Raw genomic sequence first — 23,847 nt, 5'->3', positions numbered from 1 at the left:
AGAAGAAACACAAGAGGTTTGACCGACTGCTTTTTTGGCAAATCCGGCGAAACTGGGACACTGGAAGTCGTGACTGCGACCCCTGATGCTTCGCCCGACCGCGACACCCGATCAGCCGCACTCTTCCGACGGGCATCGAAGGTCACTCCCGGAGGCGTCAACTCTCCGGTCCGTGCCTTCGGATCGGTCGGCGGCACGCCCCGCTTCATCGCCTCGGGTTCGGGCTGCACCCTCACCGACGTCGACGGTAATACCTACGTCGACCTGGTGTGTTCCTGGGGACCGATGATCCTCGGACACGCTCACCCCGCTGTCGTCGAGGCGGTGCGCACGACCGCAGAATCCGGCTTGTCGTTCGGTGCGCCCACCGACGGCGAGGTCGAACTCGCCGAGGAAATCGTCGCTCGGATCGCGCCCGTCGAACAGGTCCGGCTCGTGAACTCCGGTACCGAAGCGACCATGAGCGCGGTGCGTCTGGCGCGCGGATTCACCGGACGATCCAAAATTGTGAAGTTCGCCGGTTGTTATCACGGTCACGTGGACGCGCTGCTCGCCGACGCGGGCTCCGGACTCGCCACCTTCGGCCTGCCCACCTCACCCGGTGTGACCGGAGCGCAGGCGGGCGACACGCTCGTGGTGCCCTACAACGACCTCGACGCGGTGCGCGCGGTGTTCGAGGCCAATCCCGGTGAGATCGCCGCGGTCATCACCGAGGCCGCCGCCGGCAACATGGGCACCGTGCCCCCGCTTCCCGGTTTCAACGAGGGGCTGAAGTCGCTCACCCGCGAGCACGGCGCGTTGCTGATCATGGACGAGGTCATGACCGGGTTCCGTGCGAGCGCCACCGGTTGGTACGGCATCGACGGGGTCGCCGGCGACCTGATGACGTTCGGCAAGGTGATGAGTGGCGGACTGCCCGCCGCCGCCTTCGGTGGTCGCGCCGATGTCATGGCGCACCTGGCGCCGGCAGGCGCGGTGTACCAGGCGGGCACTCTCTCCGGTAACCCCGTGGCCGTCGCTGCCGGTCTCGCGAGCCTGCGCGCCGCGGACGCCGACGTCTACGCGACGCTCGAACGCAACGCCGCGACACTCGGCCGCCTTCTCGGCGAGGCCCTCGCATCCGAGGGCGTACCGCACCGCATCCAGAACGCCGGCACCCTGCTCAGCGTCTTCTTCACCGAGGACCCGGTAACGGACTACGAGGAGGCCAAGGCCGCGCAGACCTGGCGGTTCCCCGCGTTCTTCCACTCGCTGCTCGAGCACGGCGTGTACGCGCCGCCGAGCGCCTTCGAGACCTGGTTCGTCTCGGCCGCCCTCGACGACGCCGCGTTCTCGCGGATCGCCGACGCACTGCCGCACGCGGCACGCGCGGCGGCTGCCGCGACCGCGCCGTGATCGCACCGCACGACCGCCCGCTCTCGCCCCGCACCTAGCCGTCCTGATCCGTTCGCTCCGCCCATCACCCCGAGGAATACTCACGTGACCGAAGCCGCCCAGTCCGAGACCCGCACCATCGTGCACGTGCTCCGGCACGGTGAGGTGCACAATCCCGACGGCATCCTGTACGGCCGCCTGCCCGGATTCCGGTTGTCGGCAACCGGCGAGGCGCAGGCCCGGGCCGTCGCGGCATCCCTCGCGGACCACGACATCGCGCACGTGGTCGCGTCGCCGCTCGAGCGTGCGCAGCAGACCGCGGGACCGATCGCGGAAAAGCACGGACTCGTCATCCGCACCGACGAAAACCTCATCGAGGCCGCCAACGACTTCGAGGGCCTGAAGGTGGCCGTCGGCGACGGTGCGCTGAGCAAGCCGCGGCACTGGTGGAAGCTCCGCGACCCGTTCACCCCGTCGTGGGGCGAGCCCTACCTGCAGATCGCGCACCGCATGCTCGCAGCCGTCAACGCCGCTCGCGTTGCGGCGGCGGGTCGTGAAGCGGTGTGCGTGAGCCACCAGCTTCCGGTGTGGACGCTGCGCCGATTCCTCGAGGGCGAGCGGCTGTGGCACGACCCGCGTCACCGCCAGTGCTCCCTCGCGTCGCTCACGTCGCTCGTCTACGAGGGCGACACCCTGGTCGACCTCGTGTACTCCGAGCCGGCCGGTGCCTCCGACCCGAATGTCCACGGCGCATGAGAAAGCTCTTCGTGGCGATGTGCGCGGCACTGCTCGGTGCCGGGCTCCTCTCGTCGTGCGCGACCGGCGACGATGCCGTCGCCACCGGCGGGACGTTCGACTTCGTCTCACCGGGCGGGCAAACGCGCATCTTCTACGATCCGCCTGCCGAGCGCGGCACCCTCGGTGAGCTCAGCGGCGACGACCTCATGAACGAAGGCACCACGATCTCCCTCGAGGACTTCGCAGGGCAGGTTGTCGTGCTCAACGTGTGGGGCCAGTGGTGCGCGCCGTGCCGTAGCGAAGCCGACGACCTGGAACAGGTCTACGAGGACACCAAGGACCTCGGCGTCGAGTTCCTCGGCATCAACGTCCGCGACAACCAACGTGACAAAGCGCAGGACTTCGTCGTGTCCCAGCAGGTCGGTTACCCGTCGATCTACGACCCGTCCATGCGGTCGCTCCTCGCGCTCGGCCGCAACTATCCGACGTCCGTCGTGCCGACCACCGTCGTCCTCGACCGCGAACACCGCGTCGCCGCCGTGTTCCTCACCGAACTGCTGGCGAGCGACTTGCAGCCCGTCGTCGAACGGGTCGCGGCGGAATCGGACGAGGGGTAAGCCGTGGGCGGCGCAGTGGGCGCGGGAATGCTGATGTCGGGTACTGCGGATGCGGTGCTCGCCTCCGGAGTCGGCGACTCCTTCCAGAACACGGCGCTCTCCGGGCCTCTGCTGCTCGCCATCGGAGCGTGCATGCTCGCCGGTCTCGTGTCGTTCGCGTCGCCGTGCGTGGTCCCGCTCGTCCCGGGTTACCTCTCGTACCTCGCGGGTGTCGTGGGCGCCGAGGCGCCGGCGGTCACCGCGGATCAGGCCGGTGCGCGCACCACGAAGGTTCGGGACGACGGCCGCTTGCGCGTGGCCGGCGCCGCTGCACTGTTCGTGGCGGGCTTCACCGTGGTCTTCGTACTGGCGACCGCCTCGGTTTTCGGGGCGATCTCGGCGCTGGCCGTCAACCGCGAACTGCTCATGCGCATCGGTGGCGTCGTCACCATCGTCATGGGGTTGGTGTTCATCGGGCTCATCCCGGCGCTGCAGCGCGACACCCGTCCCGAGCCCCGCCGCATCTCGAGCCTGGCCGGCGCTCCCTTGCTCGGCGCGGTGTTCGCCCTCGGGTGGACTCCGTGCCTCGGCCCGACGCTCGCCGGGGTGATCTCGCTCGCGGCGGGTACCGAGGGCACCACCGCCGCACGCGGAGTGACCTTGATCGTGGCGTACTGCCTCGGCCTGGGCCTGCCGTTCATCGTGCTCGCCCTCGGATCGGCCAAGGCCCTGCGCGGAGTGGGCTGGTTGCGGACCCACGCGCGTACCGTGCAAATCGTCGGCGGCATCATGCTCATCGCCGTCGGAATCGCTCTCGTCACCGGGGCATGGGACGTGTTCGTGTCCTGGGTTCGGGACGCCTTCATCTCGGAAGTGACCTTGCCAGTATGACCGCCACAGATACGTCAACTCCCGCGCCGCAGCCGGCACCGCCGCACCAGGGTCCCGTCGGGAGGGCGCTCGCTCTCGTGCGCAACACCTGGCGTGGATTGACGTCGATGCGCACGGCGCTGGTGCTGTTGTTCCTGCTTGCGCTCGCCGCCATCCCGGGCGCTCTGCTGCCGCAGCGCAGCCTCAACTCGGGCAAGGTCGACGAGTACATCGCCGCCCGCCCGACGCTCGGGCCCTTCATGGACCGGCTCGAACTGTTCGACGTGTTCGGCAGTTTCTGGTTCACCGCGATCTACGTCCTGCTGTTCGTCTCGCTCGTCGGCTGCATCCTGCCCCGCTGCGTCGCGCACTACCGCGCGCTGCGCACCCCGCCGGTGCCGGCGCCCCGCAACTTCGCGCGCCTGCCCCACCACGTCGAGACCACCGCCGACGACGCGCCCGACGTGGTGCTCGAGCGGGTCCGCGGCGAGTTGCGCGGATGGAAGGTCGAGCGTCGCGAGGGCGGACCCCGCGCACGCGACGGTGAGCTCACACTCTCCGCGGAGAAGGGCTACCTCCGGGAAGTCGGGAACCTGGTCTTCCACATCTCGCTCGTCGCGCTGCTCGCTGCGGTCGCGATCGGCAAGCTGCTCGGGTACGAGGGTCAGCGCATTCTCGCCGCGAACGGCGAGGAATTCTGCACGACCTCACCGGCGTCATTCGACTCGTTCATCGCGGGTGTGAACCTCGACGGCACAGGGCTCAACCCGATGTGCCTGCGCGTCAACGACTTCTCGGCCGACTACCTCGACAACGGCCAGGCCGAGATGTTCACCTCCAACATCGAATACCAGTACGGCGACGATCTCTCGTCGGACACCTGGCGCGACGCGCAGTTGAAGGTCAACCATCCGCTGCGCGTCGGCAGCGATCGCGTGTACCTCCAGGGCCACGGCTACGCGCCGACGTTCACCATCACCTGGCCCAACGGTGAAACCAGGTCCGAGACGCTGCAGTGGGCGCCGGAAGATGCCACGACCTTCCTCAGCAGCGGCGCGATGCGCTTCGACCCGCCCGGCGACATGTACACCGATCCGGAGCAGCGCCGGAAGAACCAGATCGCGCTCGAGGGACTGTTCGCGCCCACCGCGTCGTTCCACGGCACCCTGCTGTCGTCGATCTTCCCCGCGATGCGCGATCCCGCGGTCGCGATCGACGTCTACAAGGGCGAAGCCGGTCTCGACACCGGCAGCCCCCAGTCGCTGTTCGCGCTGAACAAGGAACTGATCAACCAGGGCCGTCTCGTCAAGCAGGATCGCGTAAACCTCATGCCGGGGGAGAGCGTGACCCTGGCGGACGGCACGGAGGTGCGCTTCGACGGCGCCGTCGACTTCGTGAATCTGCAGGTCTCGCACGACCCGGCGCAGCAGTGGGTGCTGGTCGCCGCGATCGCCATGATGGCCGGTCTGCTGGTGTCTCTCGTGGTGAAACGGCGGAGAGTCTGGGTCCGGGTGTATCCGGCCGGTACAGTGACAGACGGTAAACGACGAACCGTAGTAGAGGTCGGCGGGCTGGCGCGCACCGACCAGGCCGGATGGGGCGACGAGTTCGACCGCCTCGTCGAGCGTCTACTCGGAGATTCCCCCACGCACGCCGGCACTGCACAACACGACGACATCGCCTCCGCCTCGGCGGCACAGGAGAAAAAGGCATGACACTCAACGACACACTCGGGCGGTACAGCGACTGGGCTTTCGAGTCCGCGTTCGCAGTGCTGGTACTCGCACTGATCCTGCTGGTTGCCGAGTACGCGACGTACCGCGCCGACGCCGTCGCCGAGCGCGAACGCGAACGTGCGCTGGTCCCCTCGGGTAACGCTCCCGTCGACGGCCCGGGCCGGGTGTCCGAGCCCACCGGCCGGACGTTCTCCCAGCGTCTCGGCAACATGGGACGCGCGCTCGTCGTCGTTGTCGCCGGTCTTCTGATCGCATCCATCGTGATGCGTGGTCTCGCCACCGAGCGGTTCCCGCTCGGCAACATGTACGAATTCGTGGCAATGGCGTGTACCGCCGCGATCGTCTTCGGTCTCGTCGTGCTCCGCAAGCCGTCGTACCGCATCATGTGGGTATACGTGCTGGTCCCGGTGCTGATCCTCATGTTCCTCGCGGCGACGGTGCTGTACGCCGATGCCGCGCCCGTCGTGCCCGCCCTGCGGTCGTTCTGGCTGCCGATCCACGTCACGATCATCAGCGTGGGTAGCGGCATCTTCCTCGTCTCGGGCGTCGCCAGCCTGCTGTTCCTCCTGCGTATCCGCTTCCCGAAGGGCGAAGCGTCGAGCGGGGGGGTGATGGCCGCGATCGCGCAGCGTCTCCCGGACGCGCAGACCCTGGACCGGCTCGCCTACCGCACGACGATCATCGGATTCCCGCTGTTCGGCGCCGGCATCATTCTGGGCGCGATCTGGGCGGAAGCCGCCTGGGGCCGTTTCTGGGGCTGGGACCCGAAGGAAACCGTCTCGTTCATCACCTGGGTCATCTACGCCGCGTACCTCCACGCGCGTGCCACCTCGGGCTGGCGCAACACCCGCGCGGCCTGGATCAACGTCGCCGGCTTCGTGGCGATGCTGTTCAACCTGTTCATCATCAACATGGTGGTGTCGGGCCTGCACTCCTACGCCGGCCTGAACTGACCGCCGGTCCGAACCGAACTGGCGGGCCGAACCGAACTGGCGGGCCGAACCGACCCGACCCTGCTATCGTCTCGCGTCGCAGACGAACAGCGGGGGGAGACGCGGTGGGGGACGGAACGCAGCTACCGGAGGGTGAGCGACCGACGGCGCGCGATCTCGACGCATCGCTCCTGGTCCGGCCGGTGGCCCCGCCGCCGCGCAAGGGGTGGCGTCGCGCGGTGTTCCAGGCGACCGGTGGCCTCCTGACGATCGGCGACAGCGCCCGTGAGCAACGCCGGCGCGAACTCGTCGAACGGGTGCGCACGCCGTCGCACGGCTGTTCCCGGATCGCGCTGCTGAGCCTCAAGGGCGGCGTCGGCAAGACGACCACCACCGTCACCCTGGGCTCGACGTTCGCGGCCCTCCGCGGTGACCGGGTCGTCGCGGTGGACGCGAACCCGGACCGCGGGACGCTCAGCCAGAAGATCGCCACCCAGACCACCGCGACGGTGCGGACTCTTCTGCGCGACGAGGAGCGTCTCGTCACCTACGCCGACGTCCGCGAATACATGTCGCAGAACCCGCATCGCCTCGAAGTGCTCGCCTCCGACGCGGACCCGGCGGTGTCGGAAGCATTCAGCGGCGAGGACTACGAACACACTCTCGCGGTGCTCGAGCGCTTCTACAGCATCGTGCTCACCGATTGCGGAACCGGACTCATGCACTCGGCGATGGGTTCGATCCTGGGGAATGCGGACACCCTGATCGTCATCAGTTCGGGGTCGGTGGACGGCGCGCAGAGTGCCTCGGCGACGCTCGATTGGCTCGAGGCGCACGGTTATCGGGATCTGGTCGCGGGGTCCGTCGCGGTGGTCAATGCGGTGCGGCCGCGCTCGGGGAAAGTCGATCTGGACCGGCTCGTGGGGCATTTCGCGCAGCGCTGCCGCGCGGTGCATGTCCTGCCGTTCGATCCGCATCTCGAGGAGGGCGCGGACATCGACCTCGGGCACCTGCAGGACGGAACCCGCCGGGCTCTGCTCGAACTCGCGGCCGATGTCGCCGACGGTTTCGTCTCGTCCGGAGCGCGTCCCGCCGGGGGCCGCCCGATCGAGCGGCCACGGGTACAGAACGGTGTGTCATCCGAGAATTTTTGAGGCGGGGGGGGGTTCCGACCGCCGGGGTCTTCGATGGCCGGGCGCCTGTGTGCCCGGCGATTGCAGCACTATCGGGGGTTCGTCACTTCCCGGGCTCGCCGGTGTCCTGCGCCGAATCGTCCGGCGGACGGCGACGCACTTCGCGGTCGACTTTCCAGAGGAATTCGGGGTCGTCGTCGGGACCGACGACACGCGTCGGGGTCGTGCCGGACTTGGGCCCGTATGCCTTCCACAACAAAACGGCCAGTGTCACTGCGCCGATGAGGGCCAACAGGTAGAGCAATACGCACCTCCTTGCCGTGGACGGCACCGTCGGGGGGATCCGGTGCCGGCAGTCCTACGTTCCCACAGTCTATGCGCCCCGGAGATGTGCCCGCTGTGACGGGTGAGTCCCGGTGAACAGGCCCGTGTCCGGGTGGTGGTGCGCAATCCGCAGGTTCGCGCAGCGGTCGGGTCCGCTGCGGGGTGAACCGCGGAGTTTTCAGCGGCGCAGGGTCAGCGCGTGGCTTCGGTCGTCAGTGACCGGAGCAGGGTGAGCACTTCGGACTCGCGGAAACGACGGTGTCCTCCCGGTGTCCGCAGTGAGCCCAGTCGACCCGCATGCGCCCAGCGCGTGACCGTCTTCGGGTCCACGTGGAACAGAGCTGCCACCTGGCCCGGAGTAAGCAGGGATTCTTTAGCGCCGTTGAAAGTGGGTGCACTCATGTTGAAATCCTCCCGGTTGGATTGCCTTGATCGAGGTATTCGATCGTGTTGTCCAATGACATGGTTGCACCGGAACCCCTGGTTGCTCGAACGGTCAGCCGTTGGTAAAGCGGAAGTAATAGACAAAACGGACGAGCATTCGGCTGGGTAGGGGGTCCGTGCCCCGAGTCCGTCCCGCTCCGGCAGTGAGGCCGTGCGGCTCCGGCGGTTACCCTGGTCAGGTGAACGACGAACGCCGCAGGCACTCCCCGGAACACGACTCTGCATCGGATAACCGCTCCGAGGGCATTTCACACCCCACGCCCGGAGCCCGGGTCGAGGGCGCCGGGCGGTCGTCGGGAACGGGCGCGCTCGTCCGCGACGTGGCGTTGTACTCGCTCGCGCGTCTCGGCCTCGTCATCGTCCTCGCCGTGGTGATTCTGTACGTCCCGCGGATCTTCGGTGTCGAGATCCCGCTCCTGGTCGCGGCGCTGTTTGCCGTGCTCATCGCGCTCCCGGTCTCGCTGGTGCTCTTCAAGTCGCTTCGTCGCCGGGTCACCGAGGGCATCGCCGCCGTCGACGAGCGCCGGCGGACCGACCGCGAAGATCTGGAGAACCGGCTGCGCGGTGAGGGTCGCAAGTGACCGATGCGGGCGCCGTGATCGTCGATCGCAGCGAGCCGCGTGACTGGGTGGACAACGCCGTCCGGCTGATCGAAGCCGACGCCCAGCGCAGCGCCGACACCCATCTTCTGCGGTATCCGCTTCCTGCGGATTGGGGCGTCCAGCTGTATCTCAAGGACGAGTCGACGCACATCACCGGCAGCCTCAAGCACCGGCTCGCGCGTTCGCTGTTCCTGTACGGCCTGTGCAACGGCTGGATCCGGCAGGACACTCCGATCGTCGAGGCGTCGTCCGGGTCGACCGCGGTCAGCGAGGCGTACTTCGCGAAACTCCTGGGTCTCGACTTCGTCGCGGTGATGCCGCGCACCACGTCGCCGGCCAAGGTTGCGCTGATCGAGGCGCACGGCGGCCGGTGCCACTACATCGACAGCCCGCCGGAGATGTACAGCGAGGCGCGCCGCCTCGCGGACGAACTCGGCGGGTGCTTCATGGATCAGTTCACAAACGCCGAGCGGGTGACCGACTGGCGTGGGAACAACAACATCGCCGAGAGCATCTATTCGCAGTTGCAATTCGAACAGCATCCGGTACCGGACTGGATCGTGGTCGGTGCCGGCACCGGCGGAACCAGCGCGACCCTCGGCCGATACATCAGGTACCGGCGGTACCGGACCAGGCTTGCGGTGGTCGATCCGGAGAACTCAGCGTTCTTCGGCGGCTACGAGACAGGCTCTGCCGACCACACCACCGGATTGCCCTCCCGCATCGAAGGCATCGGGCGGCCGCGTGTGGAACCGTCGTTCGTCCCGCAGGTCGTGGACCGCATGATCCGGGTTCCGGACGCCGCGTCGATCGCCGCGATGCGGCACGCGAGCGACACGCTCGGCCGTCGCGTCGGCGGGTCCACGGGCACCAATCTCTGGGGGGCGTTCGGTCTGCTGGCCGAAATGCTCGCCGACGGCCGCCGGGGGAGCGTGGTGACGCTGCTGTGCGACGGCGGCGAACGCTACAGCGACACGTATTTCTCCGACGACTGGATCGCTGCGCAGTCGCTCGACCTCGCGGAACCGGGCGCCGTCCTCGAAAAGTTCCTGGCCACCGGAACGTGGAGCCCCACTACGGGCGCGTGAGCGCTCGGCTGGATTCGGTCGATCTCCTTCATCATGTCAACATCCATTGACACACCCGGAGTGTCAACCTACATTGACAACATGACCGAAACCACCGACCTCGCAGCATCTGCCGCGAGCCCCGATCCGAAAGTGGGCCTGCGGGCGGTCCGTGCACTACGACGCCTGCTCGAAAGGCTCGAGACGGTCCAGGTCGAGAACGCGCGCAATCAAGGATGGTCCTGGCAGGCCATCGCCGACGAACTCGAAGTGAGCAGACAGGCCGTCCACCAGAAGCACAACCGGAAGCGCAGGTAATCGTCATGTTCGAAAAATTCGCAGACAGCGCCCGGTCCGCGGTCGTCGCCGCGCAAACCGAAGCGAAACGGCTCGACGCACCACGAATCCACCCATCGCACCTGCTTCTCGGAACCGTCGTCAGTGCGGAGGAACCTCTGCGAACCCTGCTGGCCGACGCCGGGCTCACCATCGACGGGCTCCGGTCCGACTGCGCCGCACAGGCATCCGGCGACGCGCTGGGTGCCGACGACGCTGCCGCACTCGACGCGATCGGCATCGATCTCGACGCGGTGAAGTCCCGGCTCGAGGAGACGTTCGGCGAAGGAGTCCTCGACCCCGATCCGGCCGGACCCGAGGGCACGGGACGGAAGAACCTCTGGGGCCGGTCGGGCCACATTCCGTTCGACAAAGGCGCCAAGAAGGCGCTCGAACTGTCTCTGCGGGAGGCAGTGGCCCGTCACGATCGGGTCATCCGCGCGGAACACCTCCTGCTCGGACTGCTCCGCGGTGACGACCCCCCGACAGCCGCACTCGTCACCCCGCACATCGGCCGTGACGAACTGCGGCAACGCGTCACCGACCTTCTCGACGCCGCTGCCTGAACCTCTGCGAACGCACCACTGGCGGTGTGCCAAAGTGGCTGCATGATTTCACTCGTATTGCGCCTGATCATCAACGCGATCGGCCTCTGGCTTGCCGCCCGACTCGTCGACGGCATCTCGATCACCGAGCCCGGGGGCGCGTCCGAGACCGACCTCGGGACGATCATCACGCTCGTCGTCCTCGCGGTGATATTCACGGCCGTGAACGCATTGGTCAAACCCCTGGTGAAGATGTTGTCGCTTCCCCTGGTGATCCTGACCCTCGGATTGTTCACCCTCGTCGTCAACGCACTGATGCTCTGGCTCACCGCCTGGCTCAGCGGATTCACCGACTACGGGCTGACCATCGCCGGATTCTGGGCCGCGTTCTGGGGCGCGATCATCATCTCGCTCGTCAACTTCGTCCTCGGCCTGGCCGTACCCGACCGCGGCTGAGGGTGATCCCTTCCGGGCGGTCGTGCTGCGGCCGCCCGGAACGGCGCTCAGGCCAGGGCCAGCGCCAGACCGGTCGCTGCCGCCCACACCAGCATCGCCAACCCGGAGTCGCGCAGAGCCGGCACCAGATCGAGTCCTGACGCCCCGGATCGGACCGGGGTGTTGGCGCGCACGGCGAACGGAGCGGCGAGCAGGCCGGCGAGCGCCCACGGCGTCGCTGCCACGAGCGCGACCGACATCACGAACGGCACCGTCACGAGAACGAGATGCAGCACACGTGTGCGGGCATCGCCCAGTCGGACGGCGAGCGTCCGCTTGCCGGTCACCGTGTCGGTGGGAATGTCACGGAGGTTGTTCGACACCAGCACGGCGCTGGAGAAGGAACCGACGGCCACCGCACACGCCAATCCCGCCCAGTCGACGCGTCCCGCCTGCACGAACTGCGTGCCCAGCACAGCGACCAGGCCGAAGAAGACGAAGACCGCGACCTCACCCAGACCGTTGTAGCCGTACGGAGTGCGACCACCGGTGTAGAACCAGGCGCCGGCGATGCACAGCGCCCCGACGACGATCAGCCACCACGCACTCGTCAGTGCCAGCGCGATTCCCGCCGCCGCACCGATCCCGAAGCAGGCGAACGCCGCCCGCTTGACCAGGGCAGGCGCCACCAAACCCGAACCGACGAGCCGCACCGGGCCCACGCGGTCGTCGTCCGTGCCCCGAACACCGTCGGAGTAGTCGTTCGCGAAGTTGACGCCGATCACGAATGCGAGCGCGACGACGAGCGCGAGCAATGCCTTCCACCACACGGCCTCGCCGAGAGCGGCGGCCGCGCCCGTGCCCGCGAAGACGGGTGCGATCGCGTTGGGGAGGGTGCGCGGACGAGCGCCTTCGATCCAGTGACCAGCGGTTGCCATGCATCGATCTTCGCACTTCGGCGCCGGCCGGTTTCACCACCCGTCTCGGGGGTGCGGAGCGGCGCTACGAAAAGCGGGTGACGAGCGCGCGACGATCGACCTTGCCCGGTCCGCGGACGGGAAGGGCGTCGACCACGTGCAGTTCCCGCGGTGCCGCCGTCGGGTCGAGGGACGCGACGGCGTGCTCGCGCAGCGCCTCCAGGGTGGGAACCGCACCGTCCGCGGCGACGACGATCGCGGTCACCCGCTGTCCGAGCCGCTCGTCGGGGAGACCGATGACCGCAACCTCCCGCACCGAAGGATGTTCGGTCAGCACGGCTTCGACGACCTGCGGCACGACGGTGAGCCCACCGGTCGAGATGGCCTCGTCGAGCCGGCCGAGCACCCGGAGCACTCCGCCGTCGAGCACTCCCGCGTCGTCCGTCCGGAACCATCCCGCCTCCGCGAAGGCGGGATGGTCGGGCAGCCCGCGATAGCCGGACGCGAGGGTCGCGCCGCCGAGCCAGACCCGCGAATCCTCACCGACACGCACCCGCACGCCGGGGAGAGCGACACCGTCGTACACGCAGCCGCCGCACGTCTCACTCATCCCGTACGTCCGCACGACCTTCAGTCCGGCGTCGGCTGCACGCCGCAGCACCGAGGCGGCGGCGGCGGCGCCGCCGAGCAGGATCGAGTCGAGTTCCGCGAGGGCTGCCCGTGCACCGGGATGGTCGAGAGCCTTGATCAGCTGGGTCGGAACGAGTGAGGTGTAGCGCCGCGGACCGGCCATCGCCGCGACCGCCTCGGGAAGCCGCCCCGGATCGAACCCGTGTGAGACGTCGACGACGGACGGCTCGGTTTCCGACAGCACGCTGCGGAGCAGTACCTGCATGCCCGCGATGTGATGCGCGGGTAGGGCCAGCAACCACGAGCCGGGACCACCGAGGCGGTCGTAGGTCGCCTCGCCGCTCGCACGCAATGCGGCCGCGGTGAGCTGCGCGCCTTTCGGCACTCCCGTGGTGCCCGAGGTCGCGACCACGAGGCCGATGTTTTCGGCGATCGGCTCGCCGGGGTGCAGAGCGTCGGTGAGTCTCCGTGTCTCCCGCTCGTCCGCAGCGGGAACGGGGAGAAACGGGGGAGCGCTTCCGTCGAGCAGCCGTTGCAGAGTCGGCAGCAAGGTGCGGACGGCGTCGCCCGACGGGACGGGAAGCGTGTTCAGTACGGCGGTCATGCGCGGGACGTGGTCACAGATCGTGGTCCGTCCGGTCCCAGTTGCCGGTGCCGAGATGCCGGTGGACGCGATCGATGTCGCGATCGGACGGCATCTCGTTGGTGATCTTGGTGATGAGAACGGCGATGTCGGTCTTGTCGATCGGGAGATCTCCGTCTTCGACGAGCCTGTCGGCGACCTGATCGACCTCTTCCTCGGACAGTCGCCGGGAGAGCAGCGCGAAGAGCGGGACGTAGTCCTGTTCGGGAACCCCGTCGGGGTAGCCCGCACGGAGCCACTCCACGATGGAGGTGAGGAACGGCGGAAGGATCATAGGGGCCTGCTCGGCAGGCCACCGTGCACCGCGCGGGACCGGACACGATGCGTGAGGACCGGGTTCGGGATCACTGCACTCCTTCCAGCCGACACCCTGCGACGAGGGAACGCGACGTCGGAAAACGCGATGTCAGAAAACGTGGATACCGAAGGTGCCCGACAGGAAGTCTGCAGTCAGAAGCAGGATCCCGCAGATCACGGCGATGGCGACGATCGCGAAGCACACGACCGCACCCCCGATGCCGAGGGGTTGCAGCGCACTCTCCTCCGACGCACGGCCGGCGTGCAGCGACCGCACACCGAGTGCGAACAGTGACGGCAGGCCCGCCCCGAGCACCAGGCCGACGAGAACGACCTGCCACAGCGAATCCAGGGTGTGGGTCAGCATGTTCACGGGCGGCCTTCCTGGACGACGGGTTCCGGCGTGGTTCCGGCGGGGACGAGCGAACCGTCCCACTCCGCCGTCACGTTGGAGGCGTCGATCGGTTCCTTGCGCGAACGCAGCCACATGAAGAGCGACAGTCCGCACAGCAGCGCGAACACCACCAGGACGCCCGCAAGGCCCCCGATCACGTGGGCGAGTGCCCAGCACAGGGCGCCGACGAGCGCCGCGCTCGGGAGAGTGATCAACCACGCGACGACCATGCGACCGGCGACGCCCCAGCGGACTTCGGCGCCCTTGGTGCCGATTCCGGTGCCGAGGATCGAGCCGGTGGCGACGTGGGTGGTGGACAGCGGAAGGCCGAAGTGGCTGGACGTCAGGATGATCGCCGCGGACGACGATTCGGCCGCGAGTCCCTGGGTCGGCGCGATCTCGACGAGACCCTTGCCGAGAGTCCGGATGATGCGCCAGCCGCCGAGGTAGGTGCCCAGTGCGATGGCGACAGCGCAGGCGAACTTCACCCAGAACGGCATATCGGTGTCCGCGGTGATGCTGCCGTGCGCGACGAGCGCCAGGAAGATCACGCCCATCGTCTTCTGCGCGTCGTTGGTGCCGTGCGCCAGCGAGAGCAGCGACGCGGTGCCGATCTGGCCCAGCCGGAAGCCGCGGTCGCGACGCTCTTCGGAGATGTCGCGGGTCAGGCGGCGCATCGACCACGTGCCGACGGTGGCGACCAGGGCGGCGATGACCGGAGCGAGCAGCGCGGGGAGAAGGACCTTGCCGAGCACGCCGTCCCACACCACGCCGTTGACGCCGATGGACGCGAGTGCCGCGCCCACCAGACCGCCGAACAGGGCGTGCGAGGAACTCGACGGAAGGCCGAACAACCAGGTCGCGATGTTCCACAGGATGCCGCCGACAAGGCCGGCGAAGACGATCAGCAGAAGGTCCTCACCGCCGACGGTCCCTAGGTCGACGACGCCTTTTGCGACGGTGGCCGCGACTTCGACGGAGAGGAACGCACCGATCAGATTGAGGACAGCCGACAGAGCGACGGCTACCTTCGGCTTCAACGCTCCGGTAGCGATGGACGTGGCCATGGCGTTGCCGGTGTCGTGGAAGCCGTTCGTGAAATCGAATGCGAGGGCAGTGACGACCACTACCAGTAGGACAACGAACTCTGCGGTCACGTCTTCCAATTCTGCGGTAGCGGACACGGGAAAGTACAGCGACGGCCGGGTGAACAGAGACACCATCCCGCGCCCACGTGCAGGGAGCGGGCTCGCGGGTTCCCCGGTGTGGGGAAGATCACGCCTCGGAGGGGTTTGACGATTCGCCTGCCGGGTTGCGGATATCGCGCCGGAGTGGATGCTCCGCAGGGATCTGTACGAGCACGATGGGCACTCCGTCCGGGTCTTCGATCCACAACTCGTGCAGGCCCCACGGCTCCTGCCGCGCTTCACGCACGATCGGCACCCCGGCGAGGGCGAGTTCGGCCTCGCACTCGTACACGTCGCGGACCTGGAGCCACAGCGCACCCTGGAACGTCTGGTCCGTATCTCCGCGTCCGTGGGCGGCGATCTCGATCAGCGACTGACCGGCGAAGTAGACAGTGCCGGCGGGGTACTCCCGCGCGATCGCAAGACCGAGTTTCCCGCCGTAGAACTCCAGCGCCGCCTCGTAGTCGCGAGGCCGCAGGATCGTGCGACTGCTCAGTATCTCCACATCGAGGCCTTCCGGTGATTGTGCTTCGTCTTCGCCGATCGGGATCGTGCAGACCGCCTTCGCCGATCGTACGGCCGGCCCGGCGGAACCATTTATCGGCCGCGGCCCGGAGTGTGCCCGACGGCACACCTTTCGGCGGTAACGCGGGGGGCGTGTTTGGCGAACCGACAAACGGGACATCATGTCCGGCAGGTGCAGCGCAGTGCCTACACGGCTCGGCAGAGCAAGCCGCCCGCCACGACCGTTACCGGACGACCCAGGAGAACAGCCATGAAGACCGACTACGACGCCCCTCGCACCACCGACGTCCTCGGTGCCGAAACTGCTCTGGACGAACTTGCGCTGACGCCGACCCAGAAGGCCGACGCGGACGAGGCCGAGATCCTCGAGTCGCTGGATCTGCCCGGAGCCGACCTGTCGGGCGAGGAACTGACCGTCCGCGTCCTGCCCAAGCAGTCCGACGAGTTCACCTGCATGAGCTGCTTCCTCGTCCAGCACTACAGCCGGAAGGCTTCCGGCTCCGGCGAGTACTGCCGCGATTGCGCTTGACCGCGTAACGCTCCCGGCAACGAACGCGAGGCGGGCACTTCCCGAACAGGGAGTGCCCGCCTCGCGTCTTGCTCCCTGGTCCGGCCGTCCTTGCGGCTTCCCGCTCGGAACCGCTTTCGCCGAAGGGCGAGCTCAGTCGGCGTCGTTCTCGAGGGTTTCCGGCGCGATGCTCGACAGGTGAGTCAGGGCGCACGCCCATCGCCCATCGCGGCGGACGAAGACGCTGGAGGAGCGCTCGTGCTCGCGGAACGGCCGGCCTCGGTACGCCCCGGCAGAGACGCCCCGAGCCACGACGATCGCGCTGTCCCCGAGGACACGGATGATGGGATCCTCAGTGGTCATTGTGTCGTGCGTCAGATCGCCCGAGGCTATGAGCTCCAGGAACCGCTCGCGGCCGTCGATGCTGCCGTCAGGCGCGACGATGATCCAGTCGTCGGTCATGAAGCTGCCGATCGCCTGGCTGTCGTTGTCGACCATCGATTCGTCCCAGGCGCGGACCAGCTCGATGAGCCCCGTGTGCTCCCTGGACTCCACTCGGACAGTATCGCCGTTCCGCTGGATGCCCGGCAAGCACTGCGCCGCGCCCGAGTGATCTAGTAGTACCAGGGGTACGGGGACCAGTCCGGGTCCCGCTTCTCGAGGAAGCTGTCCCGGCCTTCGACGGCCTCGTCCGTCATGTACGCCAGGCGGGTCGCCTCGCCCGCGAACAACTGCTGGCCCACGAGACCGTCGTCGGCGAGGTTGAACGCGTACTTGAGCATGCGTTGCGCCTGCGGCGACTTGCCGTTGATCTTCTCCGCCCATTCCAGCGCGACGGTCTCGAGCTCGTCGTGCGCGACGACCCGGTTCACCGCGCCCATGTGGTGCATGTCGTCGGCGGAGTAGGTGTCGCCGAGGAAGAAGATCTCGCGGGCGAACTTCTGCCCGACCATCTTCGCGAGGTACGCGCTGCCGTAGCCGCCGTCGAAGCTGCCCACGTCGGCGTCGGTCTGCTTGAAGCGGGCGTGCTCACGCGACGCCAGTGTCAGGTCGCACGTGACGTGCAGGCTGTGGCCGCCGCCTGCGGCCCACCCGTTGACGAGTGCGATCACGACCTTGGGCATGAACCGGATCAGGCGCTGCACCTCGAGGATGTGGAGGCGGCCGGCGCGGGCCTTGTCGACCGTGTCGGCGGTCTCGCCGCTCGCGTACTGGTAGCCGCTGCGTCCACGGATGCGCTGATCACCACCGGAGCAGAACGCCCACCCGCCGTCCTTGGGGCTCGGGCCGTTGCCCGTCAACAACACGACACCGACGTCCGACGTCATCCGCGCGTGGTCGAGCGCACGGTAGAGCTCGTCCACGGTGTGCGGCCGGAACGCATTGCGTACCTCCGGCCTGTCGAACGCGACACGGACGGTGCCCTGGGTGACATGACGGTGGTAGGTGATGTCGGTCAGGTTCTCGAACCCGGGAACCGGGCGCCACAACTGGGAATCGAAGGTCACGTCGTCACCTTAGAGCCCCGGGCCGACGTACGGCGCGACCGTAGGGCGGATAACGTGCATCACATGAGCGAGCAGACCGGCGCAGGTACCGAAGAGGTCGACGGCAAAGACGTAGGCGACGATTACGAGCACCACGGAGGTTTCCCCGTCTACGAGCCGGTGAAGGCGGGTCCGAACTACGGCACCTTCATCGACACGTTCCGGCGCCTGCAGGACCTCATGGTCTCGACCCACGCCCCGGACGACGTGATCGACCGGGCGATCGAGCAGACCGAGGCGCTCGTCGAACTCCTCGAGCCGTACGAGGTGCCCGAGGGCCGGTCACCGGCGGGCTTCAACGTCGAGCTTCCCGGCCGGGGCAGTGCGTTGCTGCTGCCGTGGAAGATCGAGAAGTTCGGCGAGGACGGCGTGCGCGAGCGCGGAATGTTCCGCCGTTTTCATCTCGGCGGGAACGGCGCCGCGCACGGTGGCACGCTGCCGCTGCTGTTCGACGACCTGTTCGGCATGGTCATCCACGCCAACGGCCGTCCGATCGCACGCACCGGCTATCTGCACGTCAACTACCGCAAGATCACGCCGATCGAAACGGAACTGGTGGTCGACGGATGGGTCGACCGGGTCGAGGGCCGCAAGGCCTTCTGCAAGGCCGAACTCCGCGACCTCGACGGCAACCTCCTCGCCGACTGCGAAGCTCTCATGATCCAGCTTCTGCCCGGCCAGCAGTGACCGACGAGCAGTGACCGACCTACCCACAGGGACCGACCCGGCCTTCCCGTCCGCCGACGAGCTTCTCGAGAGCGTCGTCGTCGTCTCGCTGCCCATGAGGGTGCGCTTCCGGGGCATCACCCGGCGTGAGGTGCTGCTGGTGCGCGGACCCGTCGGCTGGGGTGAGTTCGGGGCGTTCCCGGAATACGAAGACGACGAGGCCGTGCACTGGCTCCGTTCGGCAATCGAATCCGCATGGGTCGGTCATCCTCCGGCGGTCCGGTCCGTGGTCCCGGTCAACGCGACAGTGCCGGCCGTCGATCCGGACCGCGTTCCCGAGGTGCTCGCGCGGTTCCCCGGCGCCGACACGGCGAAGGTGAAAGTCGCCGAACCGGGCCAGGATCTCGCGCAGGATCTTGCTCGGGTCCGGGCGGTCCGTGAACTGGTGCCGCGCGTTCGCGTGGACGCCAACGGCGGCTGGACGGTCGACGAAGCTGTCGCCGCGCTGACCGCTCTCACCGCGGACGCACCGCTCGAGTACGCCGAACAACCGTGTGCGACCGTGCCCGAACTCGTCGCTGTCCGGAAGCGCCTACCCGACGTGCGCATCGCCGCGGACGAGAGCATCCGCAGAGCCGAAGACCCGATGCGGGTCGTGCGTGCCGGTGGGGCAGACGTCGCCGTGGTGAAGGTCGCTCCGCTCGGCGGGGTGCGCAGGCTGCTGGCCCTGGCCGACGAACTCGCAGCTCACGGCGTCGAGGTGGTCGTCTCGAGCGCGCTCGATTCCGCTGTCGGAATGAGCGCCGGACTCGCCGCGGCGGGCGCGTTGCCGCAGCTGCCGTTCGCGTGCGGACTCGGTACCGGTGGCTTCTTCACCGCTGACGTCGCGACCGCGCGACGCATGTCCGGCGGCGTGCTTCCGGTCGGAGCGGTGGTCCCGGAAGCCGGGATGCTCGACGCGGTTCGGGCCGCACCGGACCGTGCCCAGTGGTGGTTCGACCGGCTGCGACGGTGCCGCGCCCTGCTGGGCTGAACGCCGAGTATGTACCTGCTACAGAGTCGTATATCGTTCCCCCAGTCCCAACAGTCACAAGTGTCACATTTACGGAGGCAGTGAAAGTGGTTGCAGCTCTGCACGATGCTCTGCTCGGACCCGACAAGTTCCCGGCGGTCAAGGCCGACGTCGAAGCTCTGATCGACGCCGAGGTGTCGGACAAGAAGGGTGCATCGGGCCTCGCCCTCAAGGGCGGCTACGCCGCAGTGAAGAAGGTCGGACCGTCGGTCGTGCCCGGCGCGATCGAGAGCCTGCTCCCCGACTTCGTCGAGCGGCTCCAGCCGTTCTGGATCGAGTACGCCGGTGCCGGTTCGTTCGCCGACTTCCTCGTTGCTCGCGGTGACGCGGTCGCCGACGCACTCCTCGGCGTGACCGACGAGAAGATCGCCGGGTCGTCGAAGACCGCCGTCAAGAAGGTCTACGACTCGCTGCGTCCCTCGGCGAAGAAGCACGTCATCGAGGCTCTGCCCCGTCTGGGCGACCTCGTCCAGAAGCACGCGGGCTGATCCGATCCTGCGGATCGATCCGACGAACGTCGCGGTGACCACCGGCTCCGGCCGGTCGGCACCGCGACGTTCTGCTTTCGTCGCAGGGTTCTCCCGAGGGAGACCTCAGTAGACGGGCTCGCCGTACTTCCAGTAACCCGTGAACGTCACTGCCGACCTGTCCCAGCCGCGCTCGCGCACGAGGTGACGTCGCACCCCGGTCGCGAGATCGGATTCACCGGCGACGAACGCACAACCGCGTGCCGACGGGAGGGTCGCGGCTCGCACCGCTTCGACGGCGAGAACTCCCGGACGCGCCGCTCTGTCGGTGCGGATGAGGGGATGGACCCTCACGTTCGGGCCGGTCGCCAGGTGCTGCGCCGCGAGATCCTCCGGATGTGGAACCTCCACGAACACTTCCGCGACCGCCGCCGGATCAGCCGAGAGGACGGACTCGAGGATGCCCGCGACCGCCGGCAGGGCGCTCTCGTCGGCCACGAGCAACTGCCAGTGCGCGCTCGCGTCGGGGACGTAGCCGATTCCTTCGTCGAGCACACCGATCTCTTCACCGGCCGAGACTGTCTCCGCCCACGCCGACGCGGGCCCCAGGTCGCCGTGTGAGGCGAAGTCGATGTCGATTTCTGCCGTGTCGCCGAACGATCCGGCACCGGGCGCTCGGAAGCGGCGGAACGTGTAGTTCCGCAGCACGGGCCGCTCGTCCTCGGGGATTACCTGGTGTTCGGGCCACCAACGGTCGTCCGTCGCCGAGGGCAGTGTGAAACTGCGCTGACCGGGCGCGGGAAAGAACATCCGGAACCAGTGGTCGTAGCCCATCGGCCCGATGGTCGACACCGCATCGCCACCGATGGTCACGCGTACGAACGTCGGACTGATCCGTGCGGTGGCCAGCACGCGAGCGCGCACGACCTCGCGCGTCGCGGGTTTGACGAATTTCGCCACCTTGCGCGCTGCCTCGGTGCGTTCGGCCATGACCACCCTTCCGGTGCCGCCTTCTACTGAGCCGACCCTAACCCCCGGCTTCGGGCAGTGGCGACGGTGGGCTCAGCCGGTCGGGCGCTCGAGCGACCGCACCGGCGGCGTCAGTCCCCATTCGGCGCGGCCCAACCGGCTCACGGGTGCGAGCGCCGCGAAGTCCGGAGCGCCGTCGTCGGCGAGTACCTCGCTGCGCACCGTCACCGCCACCACGTCGCCCATGACGACGAAGCAGTCGCCCACTTCGATCACCTGCCGCAGCGTGCATTCGATCGACGCGGGTGACTCCGCGACCCGCGGCGGGCGCACACGCTCACTCGGTTCCGCTCGCAGTCCTACCTCCGCGAACTCGTCGACCTCGTGCGGAAAATTCGCCGAGGAGGCGTTGACCTGCTCGATCAGCGGAGTCGTCGCGACGTTCACCACGAATTCCCCGGTCTCCTCGATGTTGCGGAGACTGTCCTTACGGCCCACCGACGTGAACTGCACGACCGGCGGATTGGTGCTGGCCACGGTGAAGAAGCTGTAGGGCGCGACGTTGGCGATCCCGTCGGCCGAGACGGTCGAGACCCACGCGATGGGACGAGGCACGATCGTGGCGGTGAGCAGCCGGTAGAACCGTCCGGGGCTCAGATCTGCGGGATCGAAGACGGTGCGCATCTCCCCATTGTGGTGCTCACGGAGGCGCGGATCGCGGCCGGTCCCGGAACACGGCGCGGCGCGGGGGAGCACGGGCACCGCGGCGGGTCGCACTACCCTGGACGTCGTGAACCCGTCCACAGCCCAGGCCACCGCAGTCGTAGACGAACTCGCCCGAGGCGGCGTCCGAGATGTCGTGCTGTGCCCGGGCTCGCGCAATGCACCGCTCGCGTTCGCGCTGCAGGCTGCAGATGCCGCAGGCAGGCTCCGCTTGCACATGCGCATCGACGAGCGGACCGCCGGGTTCCTCGCGATCGGCCTCGCCCTGTCGTCGAAGCGGCCGGTGCCTGTCGTCATGACCTCCGGGACGGCAGTAGCGAACCTCGCGCCGGCCGTGCTGGAAGCGAACTACGCGCGCGTGCCCCTGGTGGTGCTGAGCGCGAATCGTCCCTACGAACTCCTCGGCTCGGGCGCGAACCAGACGATCGAGCAACTCGGTCTGTTCGGTACCCAGGTCCGCGCGACCATCAGCCTCGGACTGGCCGAGAGCGCCGAGCAGAACAGCGCGTGGCGGTCAGCGGTCAGCCGCGTGCTCGCTGCCGCGCGCGGCACCCGGTCGGGGAACGCGGGCCCGGTGCATTTCGACATTCCGTTGCGGGAACCGCTCGTCCCCGCACCGGATCAGAAGGGATCCGCTCCCGAGGGCCGCCCGGACGGCCAGGCCTGGACCACCACCAGCCACGCGACCCTCGACGTTCCGGTCGAGATCGATCTCACTCCCGACACCGTGGTCGTCTCCGGCCACGGGGCGGCGCTGCGGCCCGAACTCGCGGGCCTGCCCACCGTCGCCGAACCGACCGCGCCGCTGCACGGGATGCCGCTGCATCCGATGGCGTTGCCTCAACTGAAGCCGCGGCAGGCGATCATCACGGGCCGCCCGACGCTGCACCGGCCGGTGTCGAACCTGCTGGCAGACCCGTCGGTGGCCGTCTACGCCCTCACCACGGGCCCGCGCTGGCCCGACGTGTCCGGCAACGTCCTGGCGACCGGCACCCGCGCGGTGATCTCCGGTGCTCCGGACGAGGCCTGGCTCGAGCGGTGCCGACAACTCACCGCCCACACGGACAAGGCGGTGCGGGCCCAACTCGATGCGCATCCGAAGGCCACCGGACTGCACGTCGCCGCGGTGGTCACCGATGCCATGAAGGACGGCGACCAGTTGCTGCTCGGCGCCTCCAACCCCGTCCGGGACGCGGCGCTGGTCAGCTATCCCAAGCCGAACGTGACCGTGCTGTCCAACCGCGGTGTCGCCGGGATCGACGGGACGGTGTCGACGGCGGTCGGCGCTGCCCTCGCATACACCGGCGGCCGCACCGTCGCCCTGCTCGGTGACCTCACCTTCCTGCACGACGCGGCGGGACTGCTCATCGGACCGTCGGAGCCCCGGCCCCGCAACCTCACGATCGTCGTCGCGAACGACGACGGCGGCGGCATCTTCGAACTGCTCGAACAGGGCGACCCGCAGTACGCCGGAGTGTTCGAGCGAGTCTTCGGCACCCCGCACGGAATGGATCTCGGTGCGCTGTGCGCCGCCTACCGCGTCCCGCACCAGCGCGTGGATCTGCAAGGGCTCGCGACGGCCCTCGCCGACACCACCGCCCCCGCGGGCGGGATCCGGGTCGTCGAGGTCACCACCGACAGGGCAGTCCTGCGTGAACTGCATGCGGCGGTGCGGGCTCAGCTGTGACCGGAACCGAACGCGCGCGCCGCGCCGTCCTCACGGTCGCGATCGCGCTCTCCGCACTGGCGGTGGCCCTGTTTCTCGGTGCCCTGCGCAACGACCGGACCATCGAACAGGACATGGGAACCGCGACCGCCGAGGTCCTGTCGGCAGGATCCCTCCGCTCCGCGGTCGCCTTCGTCACCCCCGACGGTGTCACGCACAACCCCGAACTCGGTGTGCTGTATCCCACCGGCCTGACGACGGGCCAGCGCATCGCCGTGCAGTACGCACGCAGCGATCCCGATCTGGTCCGGGTCACCGGTCGCGACGCCCGGGTGGCGCTCATCCCCACCGGGTCCGTCATCGTGATCACGTGGATGATCGCGGTGCCGGTGCTCGTCTACCTGCGACGGCGCACCACCGAGACCACCGGAGACCGCCCGGGTGTCGGAGTGCCGCCACGCGCGGTGGGCTGACCACGAGGTCTCCTCGGCCGCCGTCGGGCGG

At 68.4% G+C, this 23,847-nt stretch carries 30 protein-coding genes; 18 read left to right on the top strand and 12 right to left on the bottom strand.

The window, feature by feature from the left end; translation table 11 throughout:
- Window positions 1–69: 69 nt before the first annotated feature.
- The 7 genes from hemL (at window position 70) to AC0B44_RS08305 (ending at window position 7,400) form a co-directional block, all read left to right on the top strand.
- Window positions 70–1,395 (top strand): glutamate-1-semialdehyde 2,1-aminomutase, encoded by a 1,326-nt coding sequence (gene hemL, locus AC0B44_RS08335; RefSeq protein ID WP_471902423.1) that lies wholly within the window; start codon window positions 70–72, stop codon window positions 1,393–1,395.
- A gap of 84 nt (window positions 1,396–1,479) precedes the next feature.
- On the top strand, window positions 1,480–2,130 hold the full coding sequence (locus tag AC0B44_RS08330) for a histidine phosphatase family protein (protein ID WP_471902422.1): 651 nt from the start codon (window positions 1,480–1,482) through the stop codon (window positions 2,128–2,130).
- Window positions 2,127–2,729, top strand: coding sequence for a TlpA disulfide reductase family protein (locus tag AC0B44_RS08325; protein ID WP_471902421.1), 603 nt, complete (start codon window positions 2,127–2,129; stop codon window positions 2,727–2,729). The genes AC0B44_RS08330 and AC0B44_RS08325 overlap by 4 nt, the downstream gene beginning before the upstream one ends.
- A gap of 33 nt (window positions 2,730–2,762) precedes the next feature.
- Entirely contained in the window at window positions 2,763–3,599 is an 837-nt protein-coding gene (locus tag AC0B44_RS08320) for a cytochrome c biogenesis CcdA family protein (RefSeq protein ID WP_471902529.1), read from the top strand.
- Window positions 3,596–5,293: a cytochrome c biogenesis protein ResB gene (resB, locus tag AC0B44_RS08315; protein WP_471902420.1), complete on the top strand. Its 1,698-nt coding sequence runs from the start codon at window positions 3,596–3,598 to the stop codon at window positions 5,291–5,293. Before AC0B44_RS08320 ends, resB begins: the two co-directional genes overlap by 4 nt.
- On the top strand, window positions 5,290–6,267 hold the full coding sequence (gene ccsB, locus AC0B44_RS08310; RefSeq protein ID WP_471902419.1) for a c-type cytochrome biogenesis protein CcsB: 978 nt from the start codon (window positions 5,290–5,292) through the stop codon (window positions 6,265–6,267). The genes resB and ccsB overlap by 4 nt, the downstream gene beginning before the upstream one ends.
- Complete coding sequence (locus AC0B44_RS08305) at window positions 6,264–7,400, top strand: MinD/ParA family ATP-binding protein (protein ID WP_471902528.1); 1,137 nt, start codon at window positions 6,264–6,266, stop codon at window positions 7,398–7,400. Before ccsB ends, AC0B44_RS08305 begins: the two co-directional genes overlap by 4 nt.
- Window positions 7,401–7,482: 82 nt before the next feature.
- On the opposite strand, the gene AC0B44_RS08300 is transcribed toward AC0B44_RS08305, so the two are convergent.
- Both AC0B44_RS08300 and AC0B44_RS08295 read right to left on the bottom strand, forming a co-directional pair.
- A complete protein-coding gene (locus AC0B44_RS08300; RefSeq protein ID WP_471902418.1) occupies window positions 7,483–7,683 on the bottom strand; it encodes a hypothetical protein in 201 nt (66 codons plus the stop codon).
- A gap of 212 nt (window positions 7,684–7,895) precedes the next feature.
- A complete protein-coding gene (locus tag AC0B44_RS08295) occupies window positions 7,896–8,105 on the bottom strand; it encodes a BldC family transcriptional regulator (protein ID WP_072704338.1) in 210 nt (69 codons plus the stop codon).
- Window positions 8,106–8,392: 287 nt separating this feature from the next.
- On the opposite strand from AC0B44_RS08295, the gene AC0B44_RS08290 reads away from it, so the two are divergent.
- The 5 genes from AC0B44_RS08290 to AC0B44_RS08270 all read left to right on the top strand — a co-directional run bounded on the left by AC0B44_RS08290 (window position 8,393) and on the right by AC0B44_RS08270 (window position 11,153).
- Window positions 8,393–8,728, top strand: coding sequence for a DUF4229 domain-containing protein (locus AC0B44_RS08290; protein WP_471902527.1), 336 nt, complete (start codon window positions 8,393–8,395; stop codon window positions 8,726–8,728).
- Window positions 8,725–9,837: an L-cysteine desulfhydrase Cds1 gene (cds1, locus tag AC0B44_RS08285; RefSeq protein ID WP_471902417.1), complete on the top strand. Its 1,113-nt coding sequence runs from the start codon at window positions 8,725–8,727 to the stop codon at window positions 9,835–9,837. The genes AC0B44_RS08290 and cds1 overlap by 4 nt, the downstream gene beginning before the upstream one ends.
- Window positions 9,838–9,918: 81 nt before the next feature.
- On the top strand, window positions 9,919–10,134 hold the full coding sequence (locus tag AC0B44_RS08280) for an HTH domain-containing protein (protein WP_358474840.1): 216 nt from the start codon (window positions 9,919–9,921) through the stop codon (window positions 10,132–10,134).
- Window positions 10,135–10,139: 5 nt separating this feature from the next.
- Window positions 10,140–10,718, top strand: coding sequence for a Clp protease N-terminal domain-containing protein (locus tag AC0B44_RS08275; RefSeq protein ID WP_471902416.1), 579 nt, complete (start codon window positions 10,140–10,142; stop codon window positions 10,716–10,718).
- Between the two features lie 42 nt (window positions 10,719–10,760).
- Window positions 10,761–11,153, top strand: a complete 393-nt coding sequence (locus tag AC0B44_RS08270; RefSeq protein ID WP_471902415.1) for a phage holin family protein — start codon at window positions 10,761–10,763, stop codon at window positions 11,151–11,153.
- Window positions 11,154–11,200: 47 nt separating this feature from the next.
- Here AC0B44_RS08270 and AC0B44_RS08265 read toward each other — a convergent pair whose 3' ends face one another.
- The 6 genes from AC0B44_RS08265 to AC0B44_RS08240 form a co-directional block, all read right to left on the bottom strand.
- Window positions 11,201–12,070 carry a 1,4-dihydroxy-2-naphthoate polyprenyltransferase gene (locus tag AC0B44_RS08265; RefSeq protein WP_471902414.1) on the bottom strand — a complete coding sequence of 290 codons (870 nt, stop codon included), beginning with the start codon at window positions 12,068–12,070 and terminating at the stop codon, window positions 11,201–11,203.
- A 64-nt stretch (window positions 12,071–12,134) separates the two neighbouring features.
- The gene (gene menE / locus AC0B44_RS08260; protein WP_471902413.1) at window positions 12,135–13,283 is read right to left on the bottom strand and encodes an o-succinylbenzoate--CoA ligase; all 1,149 of its coding nucleotides are present in this window, start codon (window positions 13,281–13,283) and stop codon (window positions 12,135–12,137) included.
- 13 nt (window positions 13,284–13,296) lie between these two features.
- Window positions 13,297–13,596: a DUF3349 domain-containing protein gene (locus tag AC0B44_RS08255; RefSeq protein WP_471902412.1), complete on the bottom strand. Its 300-nt coding sequence runs from the start codon at window positions 13,594–13,596 to the stop codon at window positions 13,297–13,299.
- Window positions 13,597–13,728: 132 nt separating this feature from the next.
- A complete protein-coding gene (locus tag AC0B44_RS08250; protein ID WP_471902411.1) occupies window positions 13,729–13,992 on the bottom strand; it encodes a hypothetical protein in 264 nt (87 codons plus the stop codon).
- Complete coding sequence (locus AC0B44_RS08245; RefSeq protein ID WP_471902410.1) at window positions 13,989–15,170, bottom strand: inorganic phosphate transporter; 1,182 nt, start codon at window positions 15,168–15,170, stop codon at window positions 13,989–13,991. Before AC0B44_RS08245 ends, AC0B44_RS08250 begins: the two co-directional genes overlap by 4 nt.
- A 118-nt stretch (window positions 15,171–15,288) precedes the next feature.
- Window positions 15,289–15,705: a VOC family protein gene (locus AC0B44_RS08240; protein ID WP_471902409.1), complete on the bottom strand. Its 417-nt coding sequence runs from the start codon at window positions 15,703–15,705 to the stop codon at window positions 15,289–15,291.
- 270 nt (window positions 15,706–15,975) lie between these two features.
- Between AC0B44_RS08240 and AC0B44_RS08235 the strand changes: the two genes are divergently transcribed.
- The gene (locus AC0B44_RS08235) at window positions 15,976–16,254 is read left to right on the top strand and encodes a DUF4193 domain-containing protein (RefSeq protein ID WP_169619468.1); all 279 of its coding nucleotides are present in this window, start codon (window positions 15,976–15,978) and stop codon (window positions 16,252–16,254) included.
- Window positions 16,255–16,386: 132 nt separating this feature from the next.
- On the opposite strand, the gene AC0B44_RS08230 is transcribed toward AC0B44_RS08235, so the two are convergent.
- Together AC0B44_RS08230 and AC0B44_RS08225 are read right to left on the bottom strand one after the other, a co-directional pair.
- On the bottom strand, window positions 16,387–16,788 hold the full coding sequence (locus AC0B44_RS08230) for a nuclear transport factor 2 family protein (protein WP_471902408.1): 402 nt from the start codon (window positions 16,786–16,788) through the stop codon (window positions 16,387–16,389).
- 59 nt (window positions 16,789–16,847) lie between these two features.
- The gene (locus AC0B44_RS08225) at window positions 16,848–17,741 is read right to left on the bottom strand and encodes a 1,4-dihydroxy-2-naphthoyl-CoA synthase (RefSeq protein ID WP_471902407.1); all 894 of its coding nucleotides are present in this window, start codon (window positions 17,739–17,741) and stop codon (window positions 16,848–16,850) included.
- Between the two features lie 63 nt (window positions 17,742–17,804).
- On the opposite strand from AC0B44_RS08225, the gene AC0B44_RS08220 reads away from it, so the two are divergent.
- From AC0B44_RS08220 to AC0B44_RS08210, 3 genes are all read left to right on the top strand, one after another.
- The gene (locus tag AC0B44_RS08220; protein WP_471902406.1) at window positions 17,805–18,467 is read left to right on the top strand and encodes a PaaI family thioesterase; all 663 of its coding nucleotides are present in this window, start codon (window positions 17,805–17,807) and stop codon (window positions 18,465–18,467) included.
- A 10-nt stretch (window positions 18,468–18,477) separates the two neighbouring features.
- Complete coding sequence (locus AC0B44_RS08215; RefSeq protein ID WP_471902405.1) at window positions 18,478–19,479, top strand: o-succinylbenzoate synthase; 1,002 nt, start codon at window positions 18,478–18,480, stop codon at window positions 19,477–19,479.
- 86 nt (window positions 19,480–19,565) lie between these two features.
- Entirely contained in the window at window positions 19,566–20,006 is a 441-nt protein-coding gene (locus AC0B44_RS08210; RefSeq protein ID WP_296551267.1) for a DUF6918 family protein, read from the top strand.
- A 105-nt stretch (window positions 20,007–20,111) separates the two neighbouring features.
- Here the strand turns inward: AC0B44_RS08210 and AC0B44_RS08205 are convergent, their stop codons facing one another.
- The gene (locus AC0B44_RS08205; protein WP_471902404.1) at window positions 20,112–20,975 is read right to left on the bottom strand and encodes a siderophore-interacting protein; all 864 of its coding nucleotides are present in this window, start codon (window positions 20,973–20,975) and stop codon (window positions 20,112–20,114) included.
- Window positions 20,976–21,047: 72 nt separating this feature from the next.
- Window positions 21,048–21,638, bottom strand: coding sequence for a flavin reductase family protein (locus AC0B44_RS08200; RefSeq protein WP_471902403.1), 591 nt, complete (start codon window positions 21,636–21,638; stop codon window positions 21,048–21,050).
- 106 nt (window positions 21,639–21,744) lie between these two features.
- Between AC0B44_RS08200 and menD the strand changes: the two genes are divergently transcribed.
- On the top strand, window positions 21,745–23,364 hold the full coding sequence (gene menD / locus AC0B44_RS08195; RefSeq protein ID WP_471902402.1) for a 2-succinyl-5-enolpyruvyl-6-hydroxy-3-cyclohexene-1-carboxylic-acid synthase: 1,620 nt from the start codon (window positions 21,745–21,747) through the stop codon (window positions 23,362–23,364).
- Entirely contained in the window at window positions 23,361–23,816 is a 456-nt protein-coding gene (locus AC0B44_RS08190; protein WP_471902401.1) for a DUF3592 domain-containing protein, read from the top strand. The genes menD and AC0B44_RS08190 overlap by 4 nt, the downstream gene beginning before the upstream one ends.
- Window positions 23,817–23,847: the final 31 nt, after the last annotated feature.

The sequence above is a fragment of the Rhodococcus sp. NPDC019050 genome, assembly GCF_055664235.1.
The sequence above is the reverse complement of the archived record's forward strand: the minus strand, read 5'-3'. Positions and strand labels throughout refer to the sequence as shown.